Raw genomic sequence first — 22,755 nt, 5'->3', positions numbered from 1 at the left:
AAGTGCATCGAGACGGTGCACCCAAATGGATACTCAGAAAGGAACCTAGAGTGAGAGTGATCTCGAAGTTGATGTTGTCCGCTGCAGCACTGGCGGTGCTGACGGGCATGAGCGGTTGTGCCACTGAAAGCTCCCGCGCCTTGCCGGTGGAAAAGGTCCAGAGCGCCAGCCAGGTGTGGACCGGGGCCCGGGTGCCGATGGCGGTGGGCAAGTTCGATAACCGTTCCAGCTACATGCGCGGGATTTTCTCCGACGGCGTCGACCGCCTCGGCGGCCAGGCCAAGACCATCCTCATCACCCACCTGCAGCAGACCAACCGGTTCAACGTGCTGGATCGCGACAACATGGGCGAGATCCAGCAAGAAGCGGCGATCAAGGGCCAGGCGCAGAAACTCAAGGGCGCGGATTTCGTGGTCACCGGCGACGTCACCGAGTTCGGCCGCAAGGAAACCGGCGACCACCAGCTGTTCGGCATTCTCGGTCGCGGCAAGACCCAGGTGGCCTACGCCAAGGTGGCGTTGAACATCGTCAATATCAGCACTTCCGAAGTGGTCTATTCGACCCAGGGTGCCGGCGAGTACGCCCTGTCCAACCGTGAAGTGATCGGCTTCGGCGGCACCGCTTCCTACGACTCGACCCTCAACGGCAAGGTGCTGGACCTGGCCATGCGCGAGGCGGTCAACCGCATGGTCGAAGCCATCGATGCCGGGGCCTGGAAACCCGGCCGCTGATCAATACTGCTGACAGGGAGACGTAAGCATGTTCAAGACCTTCACCGCGCGGCCACTGCTGGCCGGCGCCTTGCTGGGCAGCGTTTTGCTGGCTGGCTGCAGCGGGCCGAAGACGCTGTACCAGTGGGAAACCTACCAGGCCCAGACCTACGAATACTTCAAGGGCGAGGAAGCCCGCGAGGCCCAGGTCGAGGCGCTGGAGCGCGACCTGCAGAAGATCAAGTCCACCGGCAAGGCGGTGCCGCCGGGTTACCACGCCCACCTGGGCATGCTCTACGCGGGCCTGGGCAAGGATGACCAGATGGTGCAGCAGTTCAATACCGAGAAGGCGCTGTTCCCCGAGTCCGCCTCGTACATGGACTTTCTGTTGAAGAACGCCAAGCAGGGAGCCGCTAAATGAACTTCACCACCTTGCGCAACCTCCTGGGCCTGTTGAGTGTCAGCCTGCTGGTGGGCTGCGCTGCACCCAAGACCGTGGACTATTCGGCCTACAAGCAGGCCCGGCCGAAGTCGATCCTGGTGCTGCCGCCACTCAATGAGTCGCCGGACGTCAAGGCCACCTACAGCATGCTGTCCCAGGTGACCTTTCCCCTGGCCGAAGCCGGTTACTACGTGATGCCGATTGCCGTGGTGGATGAAACCTTCCGCCACAACGGGCTGACCAACCCGGCGGACATCCATGGCCTGTCGCCGGCCAAGCTCAACCAGATCTTCGGCGCCGACGCCGGGCTGTACATCACGGTCAAGGAATATGGCACCAGCTACATGTTGATCAGCAGCGAGACCGTGGTCACCGCCAGCGCCACCCTGGTAGACCTCAAGACCGGCACCACCCTGTGGACCGGCAGCGCTCGCGCCTCCAGCGAGGAAGGCAACAGCGGCAACAGCGGCGGCCTGGTTGGCATGCTGATCACTGCCGCGGTGAAGCAGATCATCAACACCTCCACCGACGCCGGGCACCCGATCGCCGGCATCACCAGCCAGCGCCTGCTGTCGGCCGGGCAACGCACCGGTCTGCTGTACGGTCCGCGCTCGCCGAAATACGGCACCGACTGAGGCCTTGCGGGCGGGCAATCCGCCCTTTACCAGGGGGGCGCTTAGCGGCGTCCTCCTGGACTGGCCGGGATCGCCTATTCTGTGTGTTCAGTGCTGTTGAACCGGGCGTGTCCAGGTTTTCCGGTCCAGGGCTGAAAACCGTGAAACCATCCGCCCGGGCCGTGCTCAAAGGCTCTGGAGGCTGTGCGCAACCTCTTGAAAACCCATGCTGTATCACGTTTTTCGTAGAGTCCGTTCATGCCGTTCTTATCAGATCATCACGGGTGCCAGGGGTGGAAAGGCGAGATGGCCGAACGCATCCGTGCCTTCGACTGGTCCGTCACCAGCCTGGGTTCATTGCAGCACTGGAGCCATAGCCTGCGCAGCACGGTGCAACTGATGCTCGGCTCGCCGGTGCCGATGGTGATGCTCTGGGGGCCGCTGGGCTACATGATCTACAACGATGCCTACGCGGTGTTCGCTGGCGGGCGCCACCCTTATCTGCTGGGCTGCGCGGTGGAGCTGGGCTGGCCGGAAGTGGCCGAGTTCAATCGCGGCGTGATGAACACCTGCCTCAGTGGCGGCACCTTGTCCTATCGCAACAAGGAACTGGTGCTGCTGCGCAACGGCGAACCGGAAAACGTCTGGCTGGACCTCTACTACAGCCCGGTGGCCGGTGATGACCAGGCACCCGCCGGGGTCATTGCGATCGTCGTGGAAACCACCGCCCATGTGATTTCCGAACAGCGCCGGCAGGCCGCCGAGGATGATCTGCGGCAAATGACCCGCAACCTCGAGCAGCGGGTGCTGGAAGAGGTCAATGCACGGCTGAGCGCCGAGGAGCAGTTGCGTCAGGCACAGAAGCTTGAAGCCATTGGCGGCCTCACCGGTGGCGTGGCCCATGACTTCAATAACCTGCTGCAAGTGATTTCCGGCAACCTGCACCTGCTGGCCCGCCATGAGCCGGACAACGCCAATGTGCAGCGCCGCACCGGGGCTGCACTGGCGGCGGTGGAGCGCGGGGCCAAGCTGTCGACCCAACTGTTGGCCTTTGCCCGACGCCAGCCGTTGTCGCCGGCGATCTACAACCCGCACCATCTGTACGAGGGGCTGGGTGAACTGCTGCAGCGTGCCCTGGGTGAAACCATTGCTATCAAGGTGCAACTGCCCGACCAGCCCTGGTGCATTCATGTGGACCGCAATCAGTTGGAAAACGCCGTGCTCAACCTGGCAATCAATGCCCGGGACGCCATGGGCGGCGAGGGCACCATCAGCATCAGCGCGGAGAATCTGCTGCTGGACCGCAGCTTCTGTACCGGCAAGGACATCATCCCCGGCGAGTACCTGCGCCTGACCGTGGCCGACAGCGGCAGCGGCATGTCCCCTGAAGTGCTCAAGCAGGCTTTCGAGCCGTTTTTCACCACCAAGTCCGACGGCCATGGCACCGGCCTGGGCCTGAGCATGGTGTTCGGGTTCGTCAAGCAGAGCGGCGGCCATATCGACATCCTCAGCCTTCCCGGGCAGGGCACCCGGGTGCAGATGTATTTCGCCCGCAGTGCCGCTCAGGAGGCCCAGCGTGCGCCGGCCTGCCCGGCGCGTGGGCCAGGAGGGCAGGCGTGCATCCTGGTGGTGGAGGACAACGCCGATGTGCGCAGTGCAGCGGTGGAAATGCTCAAGCACGAGGGCTATCAGGTGCGTGCCGCGACCAATGGCGATGCCGCCATGCAATTGCTGATGGCAGGGCTCAAGGTCGACCTGATCTTCACCGATGTGGTGATGCCCGGTCTGATCAAGAGCACCGATCTGGCCACCTGGGCCAGGACCCAGGCACCGCCGATTGCGGTGCTGTTCACCTCGGGGCACACCCGGGACATGATTTCGCGCAATCATCAGCTCAGCCCGGACACTCATCTGTTGAGCAAGCCTTACGGCCCCGAGGACCTGAGCGCCATGGTGCGCTCCTTGCTGGGGGCCTGAGTCCTTTGCGCACCGCCGCTTCAGGGCTTGCCCCGGCACCTGCAGGTTGTGTGATGATCGCCGCTCGCGCCGTTTGCGACACTTCCCGAATTTCGACTCCAGGCAGGTCCATGACTTCTTCGCGCAACGCCCCCCATGATCCCCTGACGCGCACGCTGCCCACCCACAGTTCCGGTTTTGTCCGGGTGCGTGGCGCCCGCGAACACAACCTGAAGAATGTCGACGTGGACATTCCCCGGGATGCCCTGGTGGTGTTCAGTGGGGTGTCCGGCTCGGGCAAGTCGTCCCTGGCCTTCTCGACCCTGTACGCCGAGGCCCAGCGCCGCTATTTCGAATCGGTGGCGCCCTATGCCCGACGGCTGATCGATCAGGTGGGGGTGCCGGATGTGGACCGGATCGACGGCCTGCCGCCGGCGGTGGCCCTGCAACAGCAGCGCGGTACGCCGAGCACGCGTTCTTCGGTGGGCAGCGTGACCACCTTGTCCAGCCTGGTGCGCATGCTCTATTCCCGGGCCGGCAGTTACCCGCCGGGGCAGGCGATGCTGTATGCCGAGGACTTCTCGCCGAACACACCCCAGGGTGCCTGCCCCGAGTGTCACGGCCTGGGCCGGGTGTATGAGGTCAACGAAGCGACCATGGTCCCGGACCCTTCGCTGACCATCCGCCAGCGCGCCGTGGCTTCCTGGCCCCTGGCCTGGCAGGGGCAGAACCTGCGGGACATCCTGGTGACCCTGGGCTACGACGTGGACATTCCCTGGCGCGAACTGCCGAAAAAGCAGCGCGACTGGATTCTCTTCACCGAGGAAACCCCCACGGTGCCGGTGTACGCCGGGCTGACGCCGGAGCAGACCCGTGAAGCCCTCAAGCGTCAACAGGAGCCCAGCTACATGGGCACCTTCAGTGGTGCCCGGCGCTACGTGTTGCACACCTTCACCCACACCATGAGTGCGCTGATGAAAAAGCGCGTGTCGCAATTCATGCGCGGCAGCCCGTGCCCGCTGTGCGCAGGCAAGCGCCTCAAGCGCGAGGCGCTGTCGGTGACCTTTGCCGGGCTGGATATTGGCGAACTGTCGCGCCTGCCGTTGCTGCAACTGGCCGAGGTGCTCAGGCCCGTGGCGGCGGCCGACTACCTGGAGCAGGCGGCCGCCGGTGATGAGGTGCTGAGCCAGGCGCAGACCCGGGCTGCGCGTCAGCAGCGCCATGCCCAGGGTGCCCCGGAGCACCGTGGCGCGCCGGATGTGCGGCATACCCCCAACCTGTCCCTGGAGAAGCGCCTGGCCGCGCAACGCATCGCCCAGGATCTGCTGGAACGGGTCAGCACCCTGACCGACCTGGGGCTGGGTTACCTGGCCCTGGAGCGCAGCACCCCGACCCTGTCGTCCGGCGAGTTGCAGCGCCTGCGCCTGGCCACGCAATTGGGGTCGCAGTTGTTCGGGGTGATCTATGTACTGGATGAGCCTTCGGCGGGCCTGCACCCGGCGGACGCGCAGGCCCTGTTCGAGGCCTTGCAACGACTCAAGGCCGCGGGCAACTCAGTGTTTGTTGTGGAGCACGATGTGCAGACCATGCGCCGCGCCGACTGGCTGGTGGACGTTGGCCCGGCGGCGGGGGAGCGCGGCGGCCAGGTGCTGTATAGCGGGCCGCCAGCGGGGTTGGTCGCCATCGAAGCCTCCCAGACCCGGGCCTATCTGTTTGCCGAACAGGCCCCGACCCGGCGTACTCCGCGCCAGCCCCGGGGCTGGCTGCGCCTGGAGGGCATCACCCGCAATAACCTCAAGGACCTGGACGCGGCGTTTCCCCTGGGCTGTTTCACCGCCGTGACCGGGGTTTCCGGTTCCGGTAAATCCAGCCTGGTGAGTCAGGCCCTGCTGGAACTGGTGGGGGCCCACCTGGGTAAGGTGGCCGGCGGCGAGGAGGCGCCGCAGCTGGACCTGGAAGACGACGAGCCGCAGAGCAGCGGCGGCCGGGTCAGTGCCGGCCTGGAGCAGATCAAGCGCCTGGTGCAGGTGGACCAGAAACCCATCGGCCGTACCCCGCGCTCCAATCTGGCGACCTACACCGGGTTGTTCGATCAGGTGCGCAAGTTGTTTGCCGCCACCCCCGCCGCCCGGGAGCGCGGCTTTGACGCCGGGCAGTTTTCCTTCAACGTGGCCAAGGGCCGTTGCTCGGCCTGCGAGGGCGAAGGCTTTGTCAGCGTCGAGTTGCTGTTCATGCCCAGCGTCTTCGCCCCGTGCCCGACTTGCCAGGGGGCCCGTTACCACCCCGAGACTCTGGCCGTGACCTGGCAGGGCCTGAACATCGCCCAGGTACTGCAACTGAGTGTCGAACAGGCCTTGCCGGTGTTCGCGCAACAGCCCGGCATCCGTCGCGCTTTGCAAGTGCTGCGCGACATCGGCCTGGACTACCTGCGCCTGGGCCAGCCGGCCACCGAGCTCTCCGGCGGCGAGGCCCAGCGCATCAAGCTAGCCACCGAGCTGCAACGCAATGCCCGGGGCGCCACCCTGTACGTGCTGGACGAACCCACCACCGGCCTGCACCCACGGGATGTGGACCGTCTGCTGGAACAGTTGGACAAACTGGTGGAGGCGGGCCACAGCGTGGTGGTGGTCGAGCATGACATGCGCCTGGTGGCCCAGGCCGACTGGGTCATGGACATCGGCCCGGGCGCGGGCGACCAGGGCGGCACTCTGGTGGCCTGCGGCACGCCGGCGCATGTGGCCACACAGCGCAACAGCCGTACCGCGGCGTTCCTGGCCCAGGCCCTGGCCGGAAATTGATCCAGAACAGGTGCCCGTGACGAACGGTGACCGCTGGTCTGATTGGCGGTCGACAGACCCGGGGCGCCGAGCCCATTCTGATCACTGGCAGGGGCGTAATGAAGCCCTTGTTGCCATCAACCACGGAGGTGTTCCATGCCGGTGATCCACGACCTTTACCAGGACCTGAGCTGCAGCAAAGAGGACATTCAACAGCGTCGGGCCAGTGACCCCCACCTGAATGCGCTGTTCGACAAGTACACCAGCATCGACAACCAGGTGCTCAAGGCCGAAGCAGCCGCCGCCGCGGACGACGAACTGAAGAAACTCAAGGAAAAGCGCCTGCTGATCAAGGACGAAATCTCCGAGAAACTCACCGCCCGTTCCTGAGTCCCCCCTGTGACAAGGGCCTGACAACGTCAGCAATCCTTCGCGCAATGACAGCGGCCCTAATCGATAGTGAGCCGCTGGCAGGGGCAAGGTAGCCAGTGGACTTGTACCTCTCAGGTTGCAGAGCTGATAGCCGGATCGCAACAAAATATGCTGCAGCGCATCACCTACGGTGGCATCCAATCTGGGAGGGATAGTGACTTCCACCACTTGCTGCAGTAGGTCGCGCTGGTGATGCTCTGGAACCAGCTTGACGAGGGGGTAACGTCCGTAACGGACCACGGGCACGTTACTCTGGATCGCTTCCTTGATTGTTTTGAATGGAACAATGTCGGCTGAAGATGATGGGAACTGAAGTGCCACGCATCCGGACAGCAAGCACAAGCGGGGTAATGGGATGAGTGAGCGAAAGGCGAAGGTGCACATGCGGCAAATCCCTGGGGTCGGTGATGTGCCACCATCGCTCTCTATGTGTTAGTCATCAGTAAACAATGGGTATTTCTGATGATCCGGATTATTGCCACGGGACTGGAGGGGGCGTACGAGCACTAGCTGATTACGGAACCCTTGGGGCCACTCGCAATTAAGCTGGCGCCACAAGCGGTTTTCATACCGTCCAGAGCTACAGGTGTACCGTCCACGCTGTAGGTACTGCTGCCTTCTGCCATGGGGAATACGCCCTTGCATAATGGGCAGCTCACCATGTGACCAACGCCCGCTATGGGCTTCCCATTGAGGTTGGTTTGGGAGAATGCTCCAAGTACCGTTCCACCGTGGGTGGTGGAGTCGCCTAAACGAATGATGTCCTTCACTACACGCACTCCTTCAAGAGGTAGAGACATGGAACGAGGGGGGACTAAGCCCCTGGAATTATCCTCATAGTAACGAACGTCAGAGCTGGCGACGTAGCAGCTACTGTGCACTATCAGGCGATAAGTGTCAGCGATCTAACCCAGCGCATACTTGAAATTCTAAGGGATCAGACAACCGGGATTAAATGGCTTTGATTGAGGTTTCTTAACGCACTTAGATTGCCCGCCGAAAGAGGGGTATGCTTTCTAGAATACTCAAGAAGCTCTTCATTCCACTTCTTTTTCTCAAGTGCAACAGCTTCTGAGTCTCCACTTTCATAGCCTAATATATCAATCGCCTCCGATACTTTCTGAAGAGCATGCTCCGCGATTTTCTGCTCAGGATTCTTTATGTGGCTAAGGCAATAGTATGTGCAAATAAAGGTATGCTGAACCTGGTCCACTAAAACATTGCTGTAATCTTCGGTATCTGGGATTAAGGTATCAAAAGTCTCTAGTAACCTGCCAACCATAACCTTGTCAGCCTGTCCTAAGGACGTTTCAAATGTTCCAGCAGTAGTAGATTTTCGTTTCTGTGCCATTGGGTCAAGCTCACCATGAGCATCATTTGCAAGTTGCTGAGTGATGCTACAGCTGCATACCCCTCCAGCAGCCGTCTTTTGAAGTCCACGTGGCTCTACTGGGATACTTATTTTTGATGCAGGACACTAGGTCTTGGTTGCTGCTGTCCCCGTAGAACTCATTGTTTTCAGCTCAGCAGGCTAAGTCTTCGGTTCTATCTTCAGGGTCACTCCACTAGACATTATCTGTAAATCGACAGCTCGAAATTGTAAGGTTGATAAGTTGTATGGTGCCTCAACATAAAATCCCAATGCCTCAATATCTCTTTCAAGTCTGTCTGTCTCGATTAGTAACTGATGGTTGGCTGCATGTTCATGCTCGCAAAAAAGTGAGGTGTATTGTTCGAAATTGCTCGTTGGGATTAACTCTCCTTCGATAAGGTTGTCGAATATTTTTGAAATTATTATTTTTCCGCACGTATTGTCATTTTTATCTTTTAAATGAAGTTCTTCTATTTTGTACATTTGCTTTTCTCCCCTAGAGCTACGGAAAGCTGTTCGAGATTTTGATTGTTGAATCCATCGGCTCCATTAGGATGAATTATTCGAGCATGATTAGGGAATCTACTTGTTGGATCTTCAATAACATCAAACCCTGCGGAACGAATCGCATCTGCGCTTCCTGATGAAACGGTTTCAGATGCTTTGTGTAGCCCTGTAGCTTTCGGGAACGCGTCTCTCATCTGTTGCGCCGCACTACAAGGACAGCAACTGTGAAGAACTGATATTCCGGGAGGAGATAGCGCGGCTTCTGCCGGTTTAAGTTGTAGATTTTCAACCGAGTTTCCTCCAATTCGGTTAACTCTGGTGGAACCTGGCAGAGGTTTCCCTGCAAGGCCTAGCGCGTCAGCCCAAACGACTGGATTTGGGGCGAACTGAAAAATGTTCAACCCACCTGCGTACCCAATCGGATCCTTACCAACAAACCGCCCCACCCCGGGATCATAGTACCTATACCGGTTGTAATGCAGTCCCGTCTCATGATCGTGATACTGCCCCTGAAACCTGATCGGGTTGGCAATCCCTTGCTGCGATGCGCTGCTTGATCGCTCTTCTTTTATCCCGACCCAAACTTTGCGATGCCAGGGTACTCCTGCAGTAGATTGTTGTCACAGTGTTTGTTGTTTTGGATTAAATCCATATGCAGTCATGTGTAAAATATCAAAGGAGTATTAAGGTGTCGCATAATAAGCGCTCTGCTGGTTTGTTGAGTGTAATTTTGTTGCTCATTTTGTTAGTTTGAGTTTTCCTGTGTCTTGCGTTTCTTTTATGTGTTGGATGGCAAGCGTAAGTTGTTTTGGGGATGCAAGATTGTAGTTGTGATTTTTTAATATTAAATTAAGTGGTTCTATTGATGAAAAGTATGTTTCGAGCCTCCAGCTATCTAAGAGGTCTGGTGAGTTTTCTATGTCAGTATGGGCGTCTATTTCGGCATTTGTTTGTTGGTTTTTAAAGCATACTCCCGCGCCATGTTTTCTAAATAACCATGTTTCACCGTTGTAAAAAATTTTTCCGGTTTTAGCCCAGGTTTTCCCATTGGGGTTGATGGATAAGTATATTTCTAGCAGTTTTTTTTGAGTTATTGATAATCTTTTTAGAATGTCAATAAGCTCTAGCGGGGTTATGTCTTTCATTTGCACCTCGAATCAAACATGTCATCCTCAAGTCTGGTGGCGGTTGTTGGGTCAACGTCGTGAATTACAACTGGAACCTTCTCTACTCGTGATCTTACGGCAGCCTGGCTGCGGTGATGCCCATCAATAATAATCAACTTCCCATCTACTTCGGCTACATCAATTGGGTGGTTTTCGTCAAACCCTTCGCTCCTCATTTTTTTGCTGAGTTTATCTACCTTGTTTCTAGACATCTCTTCGCGTGTTTGTCTCGAGTTGAGGTTTCGAGGATCGACTTTTTTGGGTGCTGGGCAAATTACGCAGCTACAATGAGTATCGCCAATTTTCTTAGCCAACCCTAACGGATCAATCCATTCAATCGGGTTCGGTGCATATTGGAACAGGTTCAACCCACCCGCATACCCAATCGGATCCTTACTAACAAACCGCCCCACCTCCGGATCATAGTACCTATACCGGTTGTAATGCAGCCCAGTCTCTGGATCGTGATACTGCCCCTGGAACCTGAGCGGGTTGGTAATCCCTTGCTGCAATGCGCTGCTTGATCGCTCTTCTTTGATCCCACCCCAAGCCTTGTACTGCGCACTCCAGGCCATTTCACCCGTCTGATCAGTCAGCTCCTGCGGTGTCCCCAGGTGGTCGCACTGATACCAGGCCAGTGCATCGATCTCCATGGGTTTTGGCGCATCGGCCCAAAGCGGGTCGTTTTCCTGTTGGTAAAACGCTCCGTATTCGGGCTCCGGGATCAGCGGAATAAATCGCTTGTGCACTGCCTGGGCCACTGGCACAAAACTGCCCGGTTCATAGAGGTAGTGGGTGGTGCGTGCACCTTCTCCGGCCTTGTCCGGTGCCCGGCTTTCCCAGGCGAGGGTATCGCCATCCCAACCGTACAGCGTCACGCCGCAATCGAACTGGCGATTGCGTTTCAGGCGCTCAAGCCGGTTCAGTTCGGAACCATCCTCCGGCCGGTCCTGGTAGTGAGCCTCGGTCTGTTTGTACAACCGTCGGCCCAGAGCGTCGTAGGCATAGTTGGCTTGTAGACGGTCGTCGCGGTAGCTCACCAGGCGGTCGAACAGGTCCCAGGTGAAGTGGCTGCGCTGGCCGTCACGCAGGCGTTGGGCGAGGTTGCCACGATCGTCGTATTGGTAGTGGGTGCCGGCGTACTCGCGCAGCAGGTTGTCCAGCAAGCGGCTGCGGGGCAGGCCGCGTTGTGGAAGATCCGCTGTTTTGGGGTCGAGGAGGTTGCTGGCGGGGTCGAAGGCAAAGGTCTCTTGCCCAAGGCGCGAGGTTGCGCTGAGCAGGCGACCCACTGGGTCGTATTGGTAGCTCAGCGAGCCGCGGCGGCTGTCGTCGATTTGCAGCAGTTGGCCGATAGCGTCGTATTGGTAACCACGCTTGATCAATGTGCTCTTGCCGTCGCCGCTGCCCAGCCATTGTTCCTGGAGACGTCCGAGCGGGTCCCACTTTTGCGTCTGGAGCAGTTGGTTGCCCTGGTGTCGGGCGACTTCGCGGTGCAGGTCGTCGCGTTCGTAGGCCAGTAGTTCATGCGCGTCCAGACGCATGCCGAGCAGGTGCCCGCTGCCATAGGTCAACCAACTGACCTTGTGGCCATCAGGGCGGACGGTGGCGATGCGCTGGTTGAGGGCGTCGTACTGGTGCTGCCAGACCGCGACCTGAGGTTGTTTCAGGCAGCTGTAGTGTTGATGCTCGCGTGTCAGGTTGCCGGCGGCATCGTGGAAGAACTGCAACTTGCTGTCGTTGTTGCTGGCCAGCAGCAGGTTGCCATTGCCATCGTAGGCATAGCGTTCAAGCTGCTCCTTGGCTTTCGAAGAGTCGGCGCCGTCAACGCTGAGGCTGGCCCGGCGTTCGGTCAGTCGGCCCATGGGGTCGAACTCGAGGCTGATGACGCGCTGGCCATCGATGGCCCGGGCGAGTCGGCCTGTTTCAGGGGCGTATTCATAGCGGGTGTTGTGCCCGTCGAAACCTGCTTCTTTAAGCAGGCGACCGACCGGGTCATAAACGAAAGTGGTGTATTGCTCGTTTTCGTTTTGCAGGCGCTGCAGTCGCCCGAGCCGGTCCCATTGATAACGCAGGGTTTGTCCGGCGGCATCGATGCGTTCGGTCAGCAGTCCCGCTTCGCTGTAGGACCAGGAAGTGGCTAGACCCAGGGCGTCGATATGACCGAGTAGCCGGCCCTCGGCATCGCGCTCAAAGCGTTCCTCGGTCTTGTCGGGATGAACAATGACGGCCAACTGGCCGGCGTCATAGTGGTAGCTGGTTTTTTGACCCAGGGCGTCGGTGAAACAGATCAGTTGACCTCGGGCATCGTATTCCCAGGCACTGGCTTTGCCGGAGCAGTCGACATAGTCGGTGAGCTGCCCGCTGTCGTTGTACTTCAGCTTTTTTTCATTGCCATTGGCATCGGTAATGGCAGTGGGCAGGCCCATCTGGTTGTACTTGTATTCGGTCTTGTTGCCGAGGGGATCGACGGCCTCGGTGAGGTTGCCGCGCAAGTCGTAGTCACGGCTCCATTGACCCCCTTCGGCGTCGCTGATCTTGATCAGTTGGTCCTGGGCATCCCAGGCGTAGTGCACGGTGTTGCCATCTGCTTGCGTATGCTCAAGCAGGTTGACCCCTCGCTCGTCATAGGCATAGCGATCCTCGCTACCGTCGGTGTGAACGTGACGAACGACGTTCTTGGCATCGTCGCGGAAGAACCATTCCGAGAGACCGTCCGGGTGTAGAACACGATAGGGGTAGCCGAGGCTGTCGTAGTAGTGCCAGGTTTCGTGGCCATTGGCGTCTGTGACGTAGGTCAGACGGATATTGCGGTCCCACTCCAGGCGCGTTTCGAAACTGCCATCGTCGGCCCATTCATGGATGGCGCGAGCATCGGGGCCTTCGCCTTGCCAGCGCAAGTTCATCCCGCGGCCGCTACGGTCCGTGTAGCGGGTAATGAGGTGGTGCTGGTACTGGTAGGTCCAGGTCGCGGCGTTCTCGTCCTGGGCGAGAATCAGGTCCCCGGCGACATCGTATTGATAAAGACTCAGGCGACGCAGGGGGTCTTTTTCACCCATCAGCCACAGGCCAGTAATGCGGCCTTGTTCGTCCACCAGGGTGCCAAGGTGGGTATGCACCTGACCGGGTTCGTCCTGATAGGTCATCAAGTCGGACAGCACAGCCTTTTTGCCCATGCGGTGTTCATAGCCCAGCAGCATGCCGGCACCGCCACGCAGTTCGATTTGCACGAGCAAAAAACGCTCGCCATCGCGGCGATAGGTTTCCCGCCGGTCGAAGCCGCGACATAGGGCAATTTGCACATCGCTGACGCGAATCAGCGTGAGGTTTTCCACTCGATCATCGTGGGCTTCACCCACCTTGGGCAGTGGGTAGTCGAAGCTGCGTCCATCGGCCGCGTGGTAGCGCAAACCATCACCAATCAGGTCCAGGCGTGTGGTGAAGGGGGTGATCCAGCGTGCGCCCAGTTCATCGTCATCGTAGGCACTTAGGCTGGAGCGGTACGTCCGGGTCCAGTCGATGGGGAAGGGGCCGGGCAAGGTGAAATCGGTATGGGAAATGATCTCGCTGCCCATGGCAAAACTGATGCTGCCGCAGGTGCCGGTGCAGGTACCGGCCTTTTGAGGGGATGGGTCCTGGGTGGCCGGCCCTTGCCGGGATTGCCCTTCCAACTGGTTGCCACTGCGCTGATCCCGAGCCTCGCTGCTTCCCTTGGGCTTGATGTTGGTGCTGTGTCCATGGGCGCCGCGGCTACGCCAGGCAGTCACGGATGCGGAGAGAATCTTCAGCAGGTTGCCGATGCTATTGACTGTCTCGGGGTCACCCAGGCTGGCCACCTGCTCGCGCAATTCAGGAGCGAACTCCCGCAGTGCCCTGGTTTTGCTCAGTGCCAGTTGTCGTTGTTTTTCGTCGAGCAGGTTTTTCGCGGCGGTGTTTGCTGCGGCTTTGCCGACGGCCTTGTAAGCGCTCCAGACTGCGCCGAAGAAGTTGCTGATACTGGTCTTGGGATCATGTAACAACTGGTCGCCAGCCTCGCGCATTTGCTGCGCTGCAGCCTCGGCATCTCCTTTGGCATCAAGTTTTCCCTGAACCAGAGCGTCGAGTCCGCTGGCAATTTCGACAACGGTATTTTGCCCGAGCTCGCCGGCATCACTGAGGATGCCGCTGATCTTGCCCTCGGCTTGCTGCACGAAGTCGTCGATTTCACCGACGATGGTCGCGTTGAGGTGAGCCAGGATCACGCCAATCAATGCATCGCCAACCAGGCTCTTGCCGGTGGCCTTGAGTTCCTGACGCACCAGAAACAGGCTGGGACGCAGGCTCATGCGAGCCGCCGCCATGGTCGGTGGCGCGGGGAGCACGCCGATCAGGTTGATCCCCAGGCTGACCCAGTCGAGCATCTCGCGCTTGCTGGCCCGGCTGAGGGTCACGATGTCCCCCAATGCATCGACCAGCGCAATGATGTTGCCCACCACAGGCAGTGCACCGGCAACGCTGCGGATGCGCTCCAGGGTGACAGTGTCATTGCTCATGGCGCGTAGCCAGGCGTCGAATTGGGCGGCGCCTTGACCCACATCGGCGGCGTCAATGGTGTTCAACGGCGCGACGGCAATCTGCGGTTCGCGAGGGGCTTGTTCTTGATCGGTGCTGTCCATGCTGCTTACTCAAGGGATGAGAAGGGCTTGGCCGCATCCATCTGGCGATGGCGGCCTTGCTGAGTTGCAAAAAGGAGAGGGGGCAGGATTATGGCGGTGCTGGCTGACGCTGTTGCACACCTTTGCTCCAGAGCAAAGTGCCGACCTTGAGCGCTTCGCAGAGGATCAGAAGGCTGATGCCGAACACCGGACTGCTCGTAGCCGCTAGCGGCACAATCCAGGGGATGAAGGGCAATGACGGTATGACGAAAATCAGTCGAAATGGCACTTGGACATAGGCCAGTGCACGAGCAAAACGACTGCCACTGAGAAACAGCCAGGCCGAGACGATTATCGAAACCATCGTCAGAAGTCCAAGGCTGAACATTGGCAGGGCCAGTGGGCCGGGTTCGCTCAACTGTACTTGTTGAAATGCCAGAACATCGTTGTAGATCGGGATTCGGCCCTTGGCTAGGTTGACCCAGACATGGTGAGCGACGTAAAGCAGGTCCATGCATCCCCAGAAGACGAAAGTTGCTGTTCGCTTGCTCACGGTTTCTCCTTGGGCTCGAACACTTGGTCGGCGGTCACCGGTTGCCAGTGCCACGAGCGGCCTTCGACACGCAATGGATCGTCACCTTCAAGGTAACGTTGCTTGATCTTCCGGGTTTCGCCATAGGTATGAGTGGCCGAGTTGTCGGTGGCCCACTTGTTTGCATCCCCAGGAAGTGGTTGCCACTCCTGGATTTTGTCCCGTGTGGTGTTCATGTAGTCCTTGCCATCGGAGCCGAATAAACGACCTTCATCACCCATTGAGGTGAGTCGGTTGATCAGCATGACGCCGAGGTTCTGGGTGCCATGATAGTCATTGTCGATGGTGACCCATTGTCCCGGCCCTTCTTTGGGGGCTGCTTGCAGGGCCTGTGCTATCAGTGTCTTGGTCTGTTCCGAAGCCGCGTTCGGCGGTGTGTGTGGCCAGTCCTGGGTGCCGATGAAGCTCCCTTCGGACCATGTGTCTGCGGGGTCCATGCCGAATGTGACGCGTGCAGGTCCCGGCGCGGCGCCCGCTACCAGCGCGTGCCCACTGGCGTCCAGCTTCCCTTTGAAAATTTTTCCCAATGCATCTTCGACCTGAAAGCTACCGCCCTGAACCGCTCTTCTGTTGGCCGTGTAGTTGTTGAACAGCTCAAGCTCGCCCTTGCCGGGTTTGGGGGGGGCAGGGAAACGCGCAGCCCGACTTTTAGGGCCGCTATAGCTGAAGTCGGCGGCATGGGCTTTGTACTGGCCAGTGGTCTGGTGGGTGATGCCTCCTGCGTTGTAAACGGTGGCACTGCCGCCGCCGTTGATGACCAGCTCGGTCTTGGCGGTGATGGTGATGCGGTCGGCGGTTTGAGTGATATCGAGCTTGGCCAGCAGGTTGATGCTGTCCTTGAGTGCGCGAATGTCGATGTTTCCTGCCGCGGCGACCAGTCGCCAGCCCATGTTCTGCACAAACAAGCGCATGCCCCGACTGGCGCTGGCCAGCAGCCGGTTACCGATGGACAGGCTGGTGTGTTCGGTGCTGCTCAGTGCCAGGTGCTTGCCACTGGCAATGTGCGTGGAGCCTGGGGTGGATGAAGCGATTCCCGCCGGGCTGGCGAGCACCAGGTGAGGGTCCTCGAACTCAGGGTAGTCGTTGGCTTCAGCTCGTCCTGGAGCATCCCTGAGGATGCCTTTGTTTTGCGCTTTGAGGGCTTTGGCGACGGTGTCCTGATCCCCTGATTCCTGGGCTTGTACCTCACGGGCCATGATGCCGAAACCGTCCTGCTGGTTCTCTGCCACGTCCAGACGCAGGGCGGTTTCCTTGAGGTCCTTGTGGTGCTGCGAAGCATGATGCCGAGGCTCGGTGGTCAACAGCAGGCCGGCTGCGGCACGTACCGCGCCGTGTCTGTCGGTGCGCAGCTCAAAGCCTTCGCCCCGGGGTTTGCCGCCACTGGGGCGCGGATGGGTCAGGTAGCCCAGGTTCAAGGCGCTGGCCGCGTGATCGCTCATCAGCGCCGCGCTGATCTCGCCGGTGGTGTCGTCGATCCGCAGTTCGTTGGCCCGAGCCCCTTTGTGCTCATGGCTCTTGATGGTGGTCAGGGTTTTGAAGTGGGGCAATTTGTAGGGCGTGGGGTGAGTCGCCGGGTAGGCGCGCCCGGTAATGATGGGTTGGTCCGGGTCACCGTTGAGGTGGCTGACGATGACCTCATGGCCAATCCGGGGGATCGCCATATGCCCCCAGTTTTGCCCCGCCCAGTTCTGGGATACGCGAACCCAGCAGGAACTGTGGTCGTCGTGCTTGCCTTCGCGGTCCCACGGATATTGAATTTTGACCCTGCTGAATTCATCACAGAAAATTTCCTCTCCGGCCGGGCCTACCACTGTGGCAATCAGCGGGCCATCGATTCTGGGCTTGGGAGGGGAGGCGGGCCGCCACTCGATATGGTCAGGGATGAGCTCCGCTACATAGCTGTAGTGAGTGCTCTGCTGGGCGTCGGCGCTTTCTTCCTGCTGGCTGGTGTACTGCTTGCCGCTATGGACCATGCTCACGGTGCGCCAGCCACGGTTCATGTCTGCGCGTGGGTGTCCGCTCAGGTCAAAGGCCAGGCCCGGCAGCAAACGAGGATCGTCGCCTTCGACCCTTGCGGTTCTGGCATCACGGCGCAGAGCCAAAAGCCGGGTGTTGGTAAACGGCTTGCCGATTTGGTCGGTTTTGTAACGCCCGGGATAGTCGTAGCGTTCATACTCGTCCTGGTGCTCCAGCTCGCTGGCCTCACGCTCTTGGTGCTGCTCGTAGCGGGGCTGCTTGAAGGTGTAATCACGCTGCACCTGGCGCGAGGTGCGGACTTTTTCCTGGTATTCGAAGCGCCGTAGCGCGGGCTCCTGCTGGGCGCCTCCTGGCTGGTGGTTGTACAACACAGCACCGCCGGTGATGGCTCCATGTACGTAAAGGCGGTCGCCATGGATCAGCCGGTGGCCTTGGGGCGAGTGACTGAAGGCATAGAAAAACCCCTCTTCTGCGGCCAACCGATCAAGAAACGTCAGGTCGGTTTCATCAGCCTGGACACAGTACTCGCGGGGCACGTGGTGCGATTGGGTGACGACTTTGTCGTAGTCGGTAATGCCGTGGGTCTTGAGTATGAACTGTATGATTTCCGGCACTGACTTGTGCTGGAAAACCCGCCAATCCGAGCACAGGGCCGTTCGTGCCAACTGGGGTTCGACGGCTGCACGGTAGCGGGTGCGTCGAAAGCCCGTGGTGCCCTGGCTGAATTCGCTCACCAGTCCGTGAACGTAGCGTATCGGTTGTGTCCCCTGCCAGATGGTCAGCAGCGCTGTCTGATCCAGAACCTTGGCAAAGTCGATGGCCGGATTGCTGCTGGCCAGCTCAAGGTCCAGGCGATACAGGTCGCAAAGCCCTTCTTCCAACCTGAACTCGACGACATCAAGCTCCATGCCGTTGATGTCGAAGGTAAAGCGCAGATCGATTTGATGTGACACGAGATTCCTCCCTGGCTAGAGCGTCGGCTGTTTGCCGGTGCGCATTGGCCATTCGTAAGCTTCCTTGCTACGGCTATTGATGACTTTCAATAGGTGAAAGGAGTGTTTGCTGGCGTACATGGCGAAGAAGTGGCTGAGCACCGTGGCGAACAGAAAAAGGTCGCCGTCCCCGGCAAAGCCTGCCGGGTCCATGTGCAACACAGTCTTGTAGCCCCGCACAGGGTTTCCGCGAATCAACCGGTCGATGGTCTGGGTGTTGACGGGGCCAATGCTGTGCAGCCGTCCTTTGAGCTGACGGGCGTGCTCAATGTTGTGCCCAGAGCAAAGGTCGTAGGCTTCGAGGACTTCGCGCATCGGAGCACTGTCGGCCAGTGACTGCTGATTGAGGGCGAAATTGGAGATCAGTTGCCACTGCTGCTGACCATCGAGCACTGGCCTGTAGGTGGGAGTGGGCGCAGTGATGTTGCTGAAGTTTGCGATCACCGGCGTTTCGCTGGTGGGCAAACAGATGTCGCCAATACCCAGTGCCGCTGGCAGGTTGTTGTTGGTGCAAGTCAGTGTCAGCGAGGCAATTTCAGTCTCGGCGTGGTAAGGACGACCGTCGCCATGAACGAAAGCCACGTAGTGCAGTGCCTGCTGGGAGACCAGATCGGATTCGATACGTTCCTGGTAGTAAAGATCGACCTTGTCACGCTTTTCATCGCGGGAAATATCGTGAAAAGCCTGGAACAGGTAGACCGGCATATCGTCTTCGGCGTCGTGTTCGCGCTGCATCCCCTGGGCTTGATCAATACTGAAAATTTCACATGCATCCACCGGCAGATCCGCTGGTTGGACGAGTTGCTCCCGATCCAGTTCGCCTAATGCCAAGGGGATAGCATCGTGCTGGAATAAGTTGATGGCAGGTACGCAGTACAGGGCCAGGTCATCAATGTTCAGATGCAGATCAGCCGGCATCGGTCGATTGAAACGAAACTCAAAGCGAACTTGCTCGGTCTGTTCGGCAGGCCATAGGTTTTTCAGGTTGATCAACCGAAAACAGAGGAAGCGTTCGGGAAAGGTGAAGTAGTCCTGGATGATGCGATAGCCGTCGAGGCTTGCGTCTGGTGCGGGTAACAGGGCGTCGTCAGGAGCAAAGCCGGGAAACTCGACATGCTGTGCTGTGACGCTGGTGGCCCTGCCGTTGAATTCCACGCGAATCTCGCTCAGATACCTGGCCAGCCACAAATACACCTGCAGTGCCGTGGCCTTGTCCCCCGTGAACTGGAACTCCAGTTGATCGCAGTTGAAATCGCCCAGGCTCAGCTTGCCGTTTGGTCCCAGGTCAATATGCAAGAGTGAGTGATCGTGTGAGTGAGTCTCCCTGACCTGATCAATGCGCAGTGGATACAGAATCAAGTCCTTGCAGGTACGAAATTCGCACTGAACGTCACGGATCGGTCGGGACATCAGGCGTGTCCCTTTGGGAATGATGTGTTGTTGGTCGAGTGCCCCCTCGACTGGGTTAAAGCGGATCAGGGCTGTGCTGGGGAACGGGCGCAGATATTGAGGCCATATCCGCTGAAGCAGCGGGTGGGTCAGCTCCGGGAGAGGGGCATCAAGGGTCAGGTGCAGGCGTGCAGCGAGAAAGGAGAAGCCCTCAATCAGGCGCTCGACATCTTTGTCGACGCCTCTGGTGCTGAGGAAGGGAGCAAGCGCCGGATTCCTGGCGACCAACGTCCGGCCGAATCGACGCAGGCTGTCCATTTCCTTGAGGAATGAATCCTTTAGCGGCACTGACTGCCCCTCCCTGGGACCTATACCTAGATACGTCTATCGATCTGAATGTGTTGTGGACCCAGAATCAAAAAGCCGCGTAATTGAAGATAGGCTGTACTTAACCCACGGTTGGTCGATATAGGAGAAGTCCGAAACTTACCTAGGTGGGTTCTGGTTTGATTGCTACGCGGGAGGGTGAAACTGCACTCGTCTGAAAGTCACCCTATAAGGCCTCTGGCCCTGTGACAGGGAACAGGCTTCACCTCCTACAAAACAGCGCGCTTATTCAGGTCTCTACTGGCAACGCGTTTCGTGCAATTTCATGGATTTGGAAAGTGAGCAGCGGCTGTTCGCTGTAGCAAGGAGGCTTGTTGTGGCAAGGGAGCTTGCTCCCGCTGGGCGGCATAGCCGCCCTGACGTCCGCCGCGCTGTCCCCATTGCAGGCTACAGCGCATCGCTTTCATCCCCTCAAGGCGCCAGCGCCTCCTTCAATGGCAGCCGCGCCATGTGGCTGGCACTCAAGGAGCCCAGGTACAAGTCATCTCCATACTCGCGCACCGTGGTGATCGGCGAGTAGTTGCCGCTGCTGCCGTCCTGCAGGTTGGCAATCACCCGGCCCTGGGTATCCAGACCCAGGACAAAGCCGCGCTTTTCCACCGGCTTGGGCAGCACGGTCATGGCCCGTACCAGCATCTTGCGCACCAGGGGATAGGCCGCGGTGCCATCGAGCAGGGCATTGCGCGGCGCATACAGGGCCACCCAGAAGCGCTCCCGGCCATTGAAACTGAGGTTGTCCGGCAGCCCCGGCAGGTTGTCGATGAACAGGTCGTGGCTGCCGGCCTTGTCGCCCTTGAGCCAGTAACGACTGATGCGGTAGGCCCCGGTTTCATTGACCAGGACAAACGCCTCGTCCGGTCCCAGGGCAATGCCGTTGGCAAATTCCAGGCCTTCCAGCAACACCTCGGTGGTGCCGCTCTGGAAGTCGTAGCGCAACAGGCGGCCGTCGCCGCCATGCTCGATCACCGCCTCGCCGTCGTGGCCATAGCCCCAGCGGCTGCTGGCGTCGCTGAAGTAGGCATAGCGCCCGGCGGCGTCCACCGCCACGTCGTCGGTGAAACCGAAGTTCAGACCATTGGCTTCGGTGCTCAGGGTCTGCAATTGGCCTTGCGGGTCCAGGCTCAGCAGGCCCTTGATGGCATCAGCGATGATCAGGCGTCCATCCGGATGCCGGGCCAGGCCCAGGGGCCGGCCGCCGGTGTTGACCAGCACCTTGAGGGCACTGCCGTCGAGGCTGGTTTGGATCACCCGACCGTCATGCAGGCCGGTGATCAGTTGGCCCTTCTCCAGAAGCAGGGCCTCGGGCCCCTCGATGTCCCGAGCGCCCACGGGTTGCACCGCCTTGAGCTTGTGGTTCTCGGCATAGGTGCCCTGGCTCAGTGAGGGGGCGGGGGCCGGGGTCCAGGCCACCGGCTGGACCCGGGTCGGTGCCAGTAGCAGGAACGCCAGGATCGCGACCACCAGCAGCAGGAGGATGCGGGCGGGGGAGAAGCGTCGGGGGGCAATCTGATTCATGCAAGGACTCCTGTCAGGGTCGGCTTCAGGATGGGCTGCTGGCCGGGGCGGTGGTTGTCAGCGGGATGGCCTGTTGGGCCGTCTCGCACAATGCCAGCAATGACGCGGCGGATTCTCGCTCTATCCGCCGTTTGAATAACAGCTGATTGCCCAGGCGCATCAGCAGGTTGTCGAAGCGGTATTCCAGGGTCCGCACAAAGCGCGTGCGTTCGCCCGTCAGCGCTTGGCACTCATAGGTCACTTGCAGCTCCAGGCCATGATCGCCCCGGGCGGTGGCACGCCAGCGGTGCCCCGGCAGGTACTCCCGGACCTGCCAGCTCAGGTGGCCGCTGCGTCCGCCGGCATGGATGTCTTCCTCGAAAACCTGCCCGGCGAACAGGGGGCCATCGTCACCCAACACGTTGAGAGAGGATGGATGCCATTGTGGCCAGCAGCGTGGGCTGGCGGCGTAGGCCAGGGTGGCGGCGGCGCTGCGCGGGATCTCGATCTGATGCTGCATGCGGGTCATGGGCGTGGACTCGTCAGGAAAGGGAGCGGGGGCCGGTACTTCTTCCGGTTGCCAGTGCAAGGTGCCGAACAGCCAGTCCATCAGCGGCAGGACGATATTGAAATTGCGCGTCTGCATCAGCTCGCGGCGGTGATGCAGCTCATGCAGACGGCGCATTTGCCGCACCCAGGGCAGGCGCGCCAGGGGATGACTGGCGGGCAAGTGCTCACAGGCATGGAAAACCTCATAGGCCAGGTAGCCGACCAAGGTGCAACTGGCGAACAGCGCCGCGATGTTGCCGTTCCACAGGCGCAGCAGCGCCCACAGCGGCAGGGCGAACAGCAGGCTGTGGACCACGATCAGCCAGGCCGGAAACAGGATCACCCGCCAGTCTTTGCGCTCTTCATAGGTCATCAGTCCCGGGGTGAAGAAACTGTGGTGGTCGCCGGTATGCCGGGCATAGAACAGCCGGGCGAAAGGCTGCTTGTGATGCCCCAGCCAGCGATGCACCACGTAGATGCACAGGTTGAAGAACAGCAGCGACACCGGCACCGCCAGCCATTCCGTGGGCTGCACCCGCTCCAGGGTGCTGCACAGCACCGCAATGCACAGCGCGCCGTAGGCAAGCACGAAGCCGCCATGCAGCCAGGGGTTGTAGCGCGGACTGACCGCGGCTCGATACTGCTCGCGAAAGTGTTGGGTGGTGGTTCGCACAGCGCTGTTTCCCGTTGTTGTTCTTGTGGGCAGCAGCGTAGCCGTCGCCCCTTTATCCGGCCAATGGACAGTGGGATTGAGCGGTATTCATCAAG

The 22,755-nt window shown here is 59.7% G+C and carries 17 protein-coding genes and 1 pseudogene; 6 read left to right on the top strand and 12 right to left on the bottom strand.

What is annotated here, in order from left to right:
* Nucleotides 1-71: 71 nt before the first annotated feature.
* From J5M73_RS17190 to J5M73_RS17165, 6 genes are all read left to right on the top strand, one after another.
* Nucleotides 72-731 carry a CsgG/HfaB family protein gene (locus J5M73_RS17190; protein WP_162884148.1) on the top strand — a complete coding sequence of 220 codons (660 nt, stop codon included), beginning with the start codon at nucleotides 72-74 and terminating at the stop codon, nucleotides 729-731.
* A 28-nt stretch (nucleotides 732-759) separates the two neighbouring features.
* Nucleotides 760-1,131, top strand: a complete 372-nt coding sequence (locus J5M73_RS17185) for a DUF4810 domain-containing protein (RefSeq protein ID WP_102864845.1) — start codon at nucleotides 760-762, stop codon at nucleotides 1,129-1,131.
* Nucleotides 1,128-1,787, top strand: coding sequence for a DUF799 domain-containing protein (locus J5M73_RS17180; protein ID WP_102864846.1), 660 nt, complete (start codon nucleotides 1,128-1,130; stop codon nucleotides 1,785-1,787). Before J5M73_RS17185 ends, J5M73_RS17180 begins: the two co-directional genes overlap by 4 nt.
* A 237-nt stretch (nucleotides 1,788-2,024) precedes the next feature.
* Entirely contained in the window at nucleotides 2,025-3,743 is a 1,719-nt protein-coding gene (locus tag J5M73_RS17175) for an ATP-binding protein (RefSeq protein WP_102864847.1), read from the top strand.
* Between the two features lie 110 nt (nucleotides 3,744-3,853).
* Nucleotides 3,854-6,520 (top strand): excinuclease ABC subunit UvrA, encoded by a 2,667-nt coding sequence (locus tag J5M73_RS17170; RefSeq protein ID WP_102864848.1) that lies wholly within the window; start codon nucleotides 3,854-3,856, stop codon nucleotides 6,518-6,520.
* A 135-nt stretch (nucleotides 6,521-6,655) separates the two neighbouring features.
* The gene (locus J5M73_RS17165) at nucleotides 6,656-6,889 is read left to right on the top strand and encodes a DUF465 domain-containing protein (protein ID WP_102864849.1); all 234 of its coding nucleotides are present in this window, start codon (nucleotides 6,656-6,658) and stop codon (nucleotides 6,887-6,889) included.
* Nucleotides 6,890-6,904: 15 nt separating this feature from the next.
* Here the strand turns inward: J5M73_RS17165 and J5M73_RS17160 are convergent.
* The 12 genes and pseudogenes from J5M73_RS17160 to J5M73_RS17105 form a co-directional block, all read right to left on the bottom strand.
* Nucleotides 6,905-7,177: pseudogene (locus J5M73_RS17160) on the bottom strand (hypothetical protein); the annotation flags it as partial.
* Nucleotides 7,178-7,437: 260 nt separating this feature from the next.
* On the bottom strand, nucleotides 7,438-7,701 hold the full coding sequence (locus tag J5M73_RS17155; protein WP_102864850.1) for a PAAR domain-containing protein: 264 nt from the start codon (nucleotides 7,699-7,701) through the stop codon (nucleotides 7,438-7,440).
* A gap of 167 nt (nucleotides 7,702-7,868) precedes the next feature.
* On the bottom strand, nucleotides 7,869-8,282 hold the full coding sequence (locus J5M73_RS17150) for a hypothetical protein (RefSeq protein ID WP_146036429.1): 414 nt from the start codon (nucleotides 8,280-8,282) through the stop codon (nucleotides 7,869-7,871).
* Between the two features lie 180 nt (nucleotides 8,283-8,462).
* Nucleotides 8,463-8,786 carry a hypothetical protein gene (locus J5M73_RS17145; protein WP_146036430.1) on the bottom strand — a complete coding sequence of 108 codons (324 nt, stop codon included), beginning with the start codon at nucleotides 8,784-8,786 and terminating at the stop codon, nucleotides 8,463-8,465.
* Nucleotides 8,774-9,343 carry an RHS repeat-associated core domain-containing protein gene (locus tag J5M73_RS17140; RefSeq protein WP_258009295.1) on the bottom strand — a complete coding sequence of 190 codons (570 nt, stop codon included), beginning with the start codon at nucleotides 9,341-9,343 and terminating at the stop codon, nucleotides 8,774-8,776. Before J5M73_RS17140 ends, J5M73_RS17145 begins: the two co-directional genes overlap by 13 nt.
* Nucleotides 9,344-9,547: 204 nt before the next feature.
* Nucleotides 9,548-9,955: a hypothetical protein gene (locus tag J5M73_RS17135; RefSeq protein WP_207815916.1), complete on the bottom strand. Its 408-nt coding sequence runs from the start codon at nucleotides 9,953-9,955 to the stop codon at nucleotides 9,548-9,550.
* Complete coding sequence (locus J5M73_RS17130) at nucleotides 9,952-14,628, bottom strand: RHS repeat-associated core domain-containing protein (protein ID WP_207815914.1); 4,677 nt, start codon at nucleotides 14,626-14,628, stop codon at nucleotides 9,952-9,954. The genes J5M73_RS17135 and J5M73_RS17130 overlap by 4 nt, the downstream gene beginning before the upstream one ends.
* 88 nt (nucleotides 14,629-14,716) lie before the next feature.
* A complete protein-coding gene (locus J5M73_RS17125; protein ID WP_102864852.1) occupies nucleotides 14,717-15,160 on the bottom strand; it encodes an arginine:ornithine antiporter in 444 nt (147 codons plus the stop codon).
* A complete protein-coding gene (tssI, locus tag J5M73_RS17120) occupies nucleotides 15,157-18,129 on the bottom strand; it encodes a type VI secretion system Vgr family protein (RefSeq protein ID WP_102864853.1) in 2,973 nt (990 codons plus the stop codon). The genes J5M73_RS17125 and tssI overlap by 4 nt, the downstream gene beginning before the upstream one ends.
* 15 nt (nucleotides 18,130-18,144) lie before the next feature.
* Nucleotides 18,145-19,905 carry a type VI secretion system baseplate subunit TssF gene (gene tssF / locus J5M73_RS17115; protein WP_207166146.1) on the bottom strand — a complete coding sequence of 587 codons (1,761 nt, stop codon included), beginning with the start codon at nucleotides 19,903-19,905 and terminating at the stop codon, nucleotides 18,145-18,147.
* A 450-nt stretch (nucleotides 19,906-20,355) separates the two neighbouring features.
* Nucleotides 20,356-21,459 carry an SMP-30/gluconolactonase/LRE family protein gene (locus tag J5M73_RS17110; RefSeq protein ID WP_102864855.1) on the bottom strand — a complete coding sequence of 368 codons (1,104 nt, stop codon included), beginning with the start codon at nucleotides 21,457-21,459 and terminating at the stop codon, nucleotides 20,356-20,358.
* A gap of 25 nt (nucleotides 21,460-21,484) precedes the next feature.
* Nucleotides 21,485-22,660 carry an SRPBCC family protein gene (locus J5M73_RS17105; RefSeq protein WP_102864856.1) on the bottom strand — a complete coding sequence of 392 codons (1,176 nt, stop codon included), beginning with the start codon at nucleotides 22,658-22,660 and terminating at the stop codon, nucleotides 21,485-21,487.
* Nucleotides 22,661-22,755 lie beyond the last annotated feature (95 nt).

Source organism: Pseudomonas sp. 50_B (assembly GCF_017491625.1).
Classification (GTDB): Bacteria; Pseudomonadota; Gammaproteobacteria; order Pseudomonadales; family Pseudomonadaceae; genus Aquipseudomonas; species Aquipseudomonas danubii.
The sequence above is the reverse complement of the archived record's forward strand: the minus strand, read 5'-3'. Positions and strand labels throughout refer to the sequence as shown.